Origin of the sequence: Psychrobium sp. 1_MG-2023, assembly GCF_030689115.1 — a bacterium.
GTDB lineage: Bacteria > Pseudomonadota > Gammaproteobacteria > Enterobacterales > Psychrobiaceae > Psychrobium.
Genome location: NZ_JAUYVJ010000007.1, coordinates 145,650 through 153,044 on the forward strand (window position 1 = coordinate 145,650; position 7,395 = coordinate 153,044).

Sequence of the window (7,395 nt, forward strand, 5' to 3'; positions counted from 1 at the left end):
AAAATGAACCTGTTAACCCAAGAGCAAAAAATACTGCCAGCACTGTGGGCTGTCACATTGGCGTGTAGTGTGACAGGCGCTGCTACTTTTTTTATTAATAATCATACTGTCTGGATACAGTGGTCTGTACTTGTTCATATTGTCACTGGGGTTGCTTGTAGCTTGGGCTTGTTATTCTTTTTAGTGAGTCACTTTCGCCGGACTATCGCCTTTCGCCGAATCCGAGTGTTTACCAGTGGGCTGTTAATACTTTTTATCTTTATCGCTTTTAGCTATACCGGTTGGTATTTGTTGTTTTTGGGGCAAAAAGAAAGTGAGCATTGGGTTTACCTTACTCATATTATTAGCTCGGGCTTGTTTATTGTTTTTTTGGCTTTGCATCTCTTTTTACACCGTTTTTTATTACCTCAACGACGACGTGAAAGTGCAGAGCCTAAGTTTCCGAGTATTATTCATGGAACCAGTAAAGTGGTGTTATGGTTTAATGTGGCAATAGTCGGATTAATAATTGGTTTGAGTGTAGTTTATCAGTACTCGTTGAAAGCATACTCCACACAGCCTCAAGTAGATAACTATGAATTACCTTATGGACCACATCCATTTCGTCCCAGTCAAACGGAAAGTGCAACCAATACATTTATTGATAAGAGACAAATAGGTAATTCTCATAAATGCCTCGCTTGCCATGAAGATATCGGACGGCAATGGGTTGCTTCTGTACACAAAGAAGCAGCTTCAGACCCTACTTATGTGACCAATATTAAGACATTGGTAAATAGTAAGGGGATTACTGCTACACGTTACTGCGAAGGCTGCCATGCGCCAGTTGCATTACTATCAGGTGAACTGTCACCCGGAGGAAAACATGGTGCCGTGAGTGACACGATGGCTAATCAAGAGGGAGTGTCGTGTTTAGGTTGTCATGGGATAAATAAATTGGTTCATTTAAAGGGGGTCGCTAGTTATCAATTTAAACCTAAGCAAGATTATCTTTTTGCCCAGAGTAATAATGAGTGGCTAACTCGCCTAAATAATTTACTGATTAGAGTTAAGCCAGACCAGCATATTAAAGATCTGGGTAAGCCACTGTTCAAGGAATCAAAATACTGCTCTACCTGTCACAGTCAATTTATGGATAAAGACATGAATGATTGGGGGTGGGTAAAAATGCAAGATGAGTATGGCCAGTGGTTAGAAAGCCCATTTTCTAACCAGCATCAAGAAAACTTTTCAGATGCGAACGTGAGTCGTTGCCAAGATTGCCATATGCCATTAGTTGAGTCTAGTGATCCTTCGGCGGACAAAAATGGCAAGATTAGATCACATCACTACCCAGCAGCCAATACATTATTACCAACGTTACGTGGTGATAAAGAACAGTTAGCAGCGGTAAAGTCTTTTCTTCAAGCGAACAAATTACGTGTCAGTATTGATAAACCTAGTCGTCAAAACGCCTTACAAACACTTCATGCTGTAGATGAGCGGTTAAGGGATTCAAGTGAAGCACCGTATTATTATTATTTAGGTGAACAAGCAAAGATAAATATCATTGTGAGTAATCAAGGTGTGGGGCACAGTTTTCCTGGAGGGACTATTGATATTAACCAAGCATGGCTTGAGTTTATCGTCGTTGATGCTCAAGGGCGGGATGTGTTTGCTAGTGGATTGATTGACAGCAACAATTTTGTTGATAAAAAAGCACACTTTTATCGCTCGTTACCTGTTGATAAGCAAGGTCGCTTAGTTTGGAAACATGATTTATTTAATCGGGTAGGCGAGTCCTTCAAGCGGGTGATCAAAGCGGGTGAGTCAGATTTAGTCGCTTACGAGTTTGCTTTACCATCATGGGTTAAGTCACCGATTACTTTAACGGCAACATTAAAATATCGAAAATTAAACGAACGTTATGCTCGCTGGGCGTTAAAAGATAAATATGTCACCATCCCTGTTGTAAATATGGCATGGGATAGTCTCTCTATCCCAGTAAAAATAAGACAAGAGGTCGAAGACAATAGCCAGTAGTCTAAGAATTTATATGCTCATTTGGCGCAATAGCGACTTAATAACACTAGGATGGAGTAATGGGCGTGAAGGGTAGTTACATATACTCTGTTATTCTTACTATTAAGTACATAGGGTGGTGAGTTGCTGAATAGTTTGTAAGTAACCTTGCTCGTCATAAGCTTTTGATGATTGATTCATGAAACCGTGATGGTAAGGAGCAATCTGACAAGTTGTTTTTGTCGATTGGCTTAACTGTTGAGCGACGATCGCTACATCAAAGCTTGCTTCTTGTTTTGCAAAAATTATGGTGGTTTCGGTTTGAGGCTTAAGCTTCAAATGATGCCTAATCTGTGAGGGGTACAAACAAACTACTTGGCTGTGGTGAGGCTCTGGCAAGGCTGATAAGCGCCAAGCTACACTGGCTCCAGCACTAAAACCAACCACGAGTCCAAATTGTTGTTTGGCTAGTTCTTTGAGTGCCATCTCTAAAAATTGGTCGTGTCCGCAGTGAGTCATGAAATGGTGATATGCATCCTCTTCATTACCAAAACCAAGATATTGTTGCTGATAAGGGTCAACAATAGAGATGTTATGCCCCAGCTGAATAAAATGTTTTGTTATCAGGTCAGTGCTGTGACATAGACCAAAGATATCGGTGATAAATAAAATATTCATGTGTGTAATGACTTAGTTTGTTGTCTGAAGATATTAAAGGCTAATACTACGATAGATTAGTGTTGTTGTATAACTGATTAAACCTGTTATGTTTAGTTTAAAGATGTCGTTAAATTAGGTTTAATATAAATGGTTGCTCGTAAAAGTTATTTAAAAGCGGATATTGTCATTATCTATCAAGATAGTGATACGATTAAGCATGTTATTGAACAAGTCAGGCATTTAAACCTAAGCTTTCATCCTCTTAAATTCTCCGCTGATGCGGCGAATGAATTGGTGGCAATCCAACCTAAAATATTACTATTTTCGTCAAACCAACTGATCAAAAGCATCGAGTTTTATGTCAGCTTTCTTGAAAAACATGCTAAGAAGATGTCACAACATCGTGCGATTTTATTAACTGGCCATAAAGATTACATCAAGGCTTTTGTTGCATGTGAAAACGGCCTGTTTGATGATTACGCTATAATCAGCCCACTGAACGATCCGCACCGCTTAACATTAATTTTGTTAAAATCATTGCAGTTGGTCAATACACATAATCTAGATGGGCTCAGTGAATTGATGGCTAATGGCGAGCTGGAACTTGCCTCCTGTATCAGTCATGGTTTGGAGTTGAAAGAGCAATTACTATCAAGTATTAATCAATGTGAATCTAGCATTGTCGAAACAACCAAGCGAGTGAGTCAAGATGAAACGTTGGTTGAAGAAGTGGAGAGGGCAGTCAAAGAAGAGTTAAATCAATTGACTGGCGTGCTTAATAACAAGTTTGGTCAACTTATTGAGCAACTTTTAGATGTTGATAAAATTCAACGTGCAGTAACAGAGCGAATAGCTGCCCCTCATCAATCTCATTCTATTAACATTAATGGGGAGCAGGCCACAGCAACCTTAACAGATATCGATAAGCCGTTAAGTAGTGATAGTGAACGTACCAACAATAATGCTGACGGTATAGAGCGAACTATTATTATCGCTGAACCTTCTGAGCTCTTCGCTAAAGTGTTAGGGGAAATTTTTGAAGCACAAGGTTTTAAGATTATATATACGCAAGATGGCCCACAGACATTACTCGCCATCAAAAAACACCAACCAGATGCGCTGTTAACGGAATATGAGTTACCTAAATTAAATGGTTTGGATTTGACCACAAAGTTACGGACTTTAGGATTTAAATTACCCATCGTCGCACTAACTCAGGCAAAACATAAACCCTACATTGTTAAATGGATTCCGTTAGGCTTGAATGCTTACCTAGTTAAACCTTCCAGCCGAAGTGCCATTTTAAATACTGTTCTGGAAGAGATAAAAAACCCATGGCAAGTTCTCGAGCAGCAATTAATTGATGGAGACATCGAAATAAAATGGCACCCTCAATATTCTGTGGGTCACTCAGAAATGGACAAGCACCATCAAATATTATTCTCACTGGTCAATAAATTTTTTCATAGTCATGATGATCCCGATGTATTGAGTGAGATTCTAGCTCAGCTGACTCATTATATTGGATTACATTTTTCTGCTGAAGAGCAACTGATGGCACAAATACATTACCCCAAATTGGCTATTCATCAACAACAGCACCAAGACTTGGTGGATAAAGTTGAGCAAGTGGTTGAACGTGTGGATTTTAACGATGTTGATAGTCATAACCGCGTTGCGATGTTCCTCTACAAATGGCTAGCAAAACATATATTAAAGTCAGATATGGATTATAAAAACTATCTATGAACCGTTTAGAGTTGTTACGTTGTGCTTGCGATATAGCCTTCATCAACCTCAAGGGATGTTGACTCTGCAGCTGCTCTTGCTAAATCATCCACTCGTTCATTTTCGGTGTGGCCGCTATGACCCTTGACCCAATGCCATTGAACTTGGTGGCGTTGACATTGCTGATCAAGTTGCTGCCACAAGTCGACGTTTTTGACCGGTGTTTTATTGCTCGTTTGCCAATTGCGTTTTTTCCAGTTCACTAGCCATGATGTAATGCCTTGGCGAACGTACTGACTGTCTGTGGTTAAGCTAACCGCGCAGGGTTCTTTTAATGCTGATAACGCTTTAATTGCTGCGAGCATTTCCATTCGGTTATTGGTGGTTAATTGATAACCAGAAGATAGTTCTTTTTTATGGTTAGCGTAAATTAATAGTGCACCGTAGCCGCCGGGACCGGGATTTCCTAAACAAGAACCATCAGTAAATACATCTACCTGTTTCAGCTTGCTCATTGAGTTGTTACCATAGGGAATAATTTTTAAGAAGTATATCGTAAAGAGTATTGATATGGCAGAGCAAACATATAGCCGTCAGGTAGTGCTTGATACCGAAACAACCGGTATGAACCAAGCGGGTGGTCCCATTTATCAAGGCCATAAAATCATTGAAATTGGTTGTGTTGAGGTCATTAACCGCCGTTTAACGGGTCGACATTATCACGTCTATGTCAATCCTGGTCGTGCAGTTGATGAAGAGGCGTTTCAAGTTCACGGGATAAGTGACGAGTTTTTACGTGATAAACCGACATTTGCTCAAGTGGCCAGTGAGTTTGTTGAATTTATACAAGGTGCAGAATTAGTTATCCATAATGCGCCCTTTGATGTCAGCTTTATGGATTATGAGTTTGACATGCTTGGCCAAGGCATTCCTAAAACGTCTGAAATGAGCGGTATCCTTGATACATTAGTCATGGCAAAACAAATGCATCCGGGTCAGCGTAATAGCCTTGATGCTTTATGTAAACGCTATGGTATCGATAACTCCTCTCGAGAGCTTCACGGCGCATTATTAGATGCTGAAATCCTTGCTGATGTATATTTAGCAATGACAGGTGGCCAAACATCTTTAAATTTAGCCAATGAGGCCGAGAACGATGGTGATGGCGCTGCGATACAGGCCGTTAATCCAGCATTGGCACTAAAAGTTCTAGCCGCGACAGAAAGTGAATTAAATGCCCATACCGAACGGCTAGAACTAGTTAAAAGCAAAGGTGGTCAGTGTTTGTGGTTGGGTGAACCGCAAGAATAATTAATACAACAATAGGGGATAAGGTTGAGATTCTTAATTAGTTTACTTGTGTTAATAGCAAGCATGTCAGTACCGACCAAAGTGTGGGCTGCAACCACTGCTAATGAACAACAAAAGATTAAATTATTGTCAAATCGCTTTCGTGTCGATCAAGCTGTTGAAAGCATAATATTTATTATTGAGCGCAAGCCGGGTTCTGCACCGATAATTTTAGTGCGTCCTGATGGCAGTAAACTCTACTCCAATCGTAATGTCGAGAATGTGCGCTGGATGGATGGTAATTCAGGGGACATGATTGAGATCACAGGGCCGATGATTGGCCCGTGGCAGATCATCGGTGACATTTTACCAAGCAGTGAAGTGCGTTTAGCAACCTCCTTGTCATTAAAAATTGATCACATCCCAGATGAGCTATTTATCGGTGAAGATATCAAGTTGACAGCAAAGATAGAGTTTAATAATGAGCTGTTAGCATTGGGGCGTGTAGACGACCTAATTGGTTTAAATGTATTCCTACGCAGTAAAGATATTGTTGATAACGATAATTTTGGTGCGGGGACTTTTATTATTGGTGACTATACCGATAACGGTTTAGGTTTTGACGAGCGCCGTGGTGATGGTGTGTTCACTGGCCGATTAAACCTTGATAAACCTTACGGACCTTATACTTTACTTGTACGAGCTGAAAATAAAGTATTTGAGCGAGAAGTGTCACAAGAACTGTTTCTAAGACCTAAACCAGTAAAAGTTGATTTAATTTCAGCAGCGATAGGGGGGAGCTATGCATTACGCTTTATCACCAATGCAGAGGCGGTGGACTTAGCTGGGACTGCCATTCAAATTAAGGTTAAGCACCCTGATAACACCGTCGAACAACTTAGTGTTAATGGATTGGTTGCGAATCACTTATTTAGGTTAAGTAAAGTCAGTGCGCCTGGACGATATAAAATAGATGTGGATGTATTCGGTAAAACAACCTCTGGGCGAGATTTTAAAGTATCTCTTAAGCAGCTCAAATTTAAGATTGCTGCCCCGGCAGCTAAACAAGCAGAAGAAGAACAAATAACCTTTGATAAAGAACGTGAGGCTGAGTTTAAAAAACAGCAGCGCGCAAAGCAGTTAAAAGAAAAGCAGCAACGTGAAGAAAAACAAACATCCCTTATCATTATCATAGTCATGGTTAATGTAATTATCTTATTACTGGGTGGGTTATTGATGTGGTTCTTTTTACGCACCAAAAAACCAAAAGTGTCAAAAGATGATAAAGGAGATGATGCAAAAGAAAAGAAAAAGGCTGGCGACAAAGAAAAGGATAACAAGAAATAGCCTTTTTGCTCATTATTTGATTTTTTTGATGTTATTTTCAACGGTTAAACGATTTTTTTACGATAGATAAAAAAACTGGTTGACTAGAATTGGTCACATACGTATTATCCACCCCGCTGACAACGAGACGGCTTCTAAAGAAGTCTTTTAGTGAGCAACGATGGAAACATCAAGTAAGCGAAGCGGAGTGGTAGTTCAGTTGGTTAGAATACCGGCCTGTCACGCCGGGGGTCGCGGGTTCGAGTCCCGTCCACTCCGCCAATTACTTATGTCAACATCAATTATTATGCAGCGGAGTGGTAGTTCAGTTGGTTAGAATACCGGCCTGTCACGCCGGGGGTCGCGGGTTCGAGTCCCGTCCACTCCGCC

At 40.4% G+C, this 7,395-nt stretch carries 6 protein-coding genes and 2 tRNA genes; 6 read left to right on the plus strand and 2 right to left on the minus strand.

Translation table 11 applies throughout. The features are described 5' to 3' along the window. Positions 1–3: 3 nt before the first annotated feature. Positions 4–2,022, plus strand: coding sequence for a multiheme c-type cytochrome (locus tag Q8W26_RS05660; protein WP_305472678.1), 2,019 nt, complete (start codon positions 4–6; stop codon positions 2,020–2,022). 102 nt (positions 2,023–2,124) lie between these two features. Here the strand turns inward: Q8W26_RS05660 and Q8W26_RS05665 are convergent, their stop codons facing one another. Next, positions 2,125–2,679 (minus strand): dienelactone hydrolase family protein, encoded by a 555-nt coding sequence (locus Q8W26_RS05665; protein ID WP_101213920.1) that lies wholly within the window; start codon positions 2,677–2,679, stop codon positions 2,125–2,127. Positions 2,680–2,808: 129 nt separating this feature from the next. Between Q8W26_RS05665 and Q8W26_RS05670 the strand changes: the two genes are divergently transcribed. Beyond that, positions 2,809–4,410, plus strand: a complete 1,602-nt coding sequence (locus Q8W26_RS05670) for a bacteriohemerythrin (protein WP_101213921.1) — start codon at positions 2,809–2,811, stop codon at positions 4,408–4,410. Positions 4,411–4,424: 14 nt separating this feature from the next. Here the strand turns inward: Q8W26_RS05670 and rnhA are convergent, their stop codons facing one another. Continuing rightward, a complete protein-coding gene (rnhA, locus tag Q8W26_RS05675; RefSeq protein ID WP_101213922.1) occupies positions 4,425–4,904 on the minus strand; it encodes a ribonuclease HI in 480 nt (159 codons plus the stop codon). Between the two features lie 55 nt (positions 4,905–4,959). Here rnhA and dnaQ point away from each other — a divergent pair, with 55 nt between their 5' ends. From dnaQ to Q8W26_RS05695, 4 genes are all read left to right on the plus strand, one after another. Further along, entirely contained in the window at positions 4,960–5,700 is a 741-nt protein-coding gene (dnaQ, locus tag Q8W26_RS05680; protein ID WP_101213923.1) for a DNA polymerase III subunit epsilon, read from the plus strand. 63 nt (positions 5,701–5,763) lie between these two features. Further along, entirely contained in the window at positions 5,764–7,026 is a 1,263-nt protein-coding gene (locus Q8W26_RS05685) for a TIGR03503 family protein (protein ID WP_153071479.1), read from the plus strand. 184 nt (positions 7,027–7,210) lie between these two features. Continuing rightward, a tRNA-Asp gene (locus tag Q8W26_RS05690) sits at positions 7,211–7,287 on the plus strand. Between the two features lie 32 nt (positions 7,288–7,319). Beyond that, positions 7,320–7,393: transfer RNA gene (locus Q8W26_RS05695), tRNA-Asp, on the plus strand. Positions 7,394–7,395: the final 2 nt, after the last annotated feature.

Excerpts from the sequence above, each read along its gene's own strand:
- Q8W26_RS05660 (WP_305472678.1), top strand. The coding sequence starts at position 4 with ATGAACCTGTTAACCCAAGAGCAAAAAATACTGCCAGCACTGTGGGCT.
- Q8W26_RS05685 (WP_153071479.1), top strand. The coding sequence starts at position 5,764 with ATGTCAGTACCGACCAAAGTGTGGGCTGCAACCACTGCTAATGAACAA.
- dnaQ (WP_101213923.1), top strand. The coding sequence starts at position 4,960 with ATGGCAGAGCAAACATATAGCCGTCAGGTAGTGCTTGATACCGAAACA.
- rnhA (WP_101213922.1), bottom strand. The coding sequence starts at position 4,904 with ATGAGCAAGCTGAAACAGGTAGATGTATTTACTGATGGTTCTTGTTTA.
- Q8W26_RS05665 (WP_101213920.1), bottom strand. The coding sequence starts at position 2,679 with ATGAATATTTTATTTATCACCGATATCTTTGGTCTATGTCACAGCACT.
- Q8W26_RS05670 (WP_101213921.1), top strand. The coding sequence starts at position 2,809 with ATGGTTGCTCGTAAAAGTTATTTAAAAGCGGATATTGTCATTATCTAT.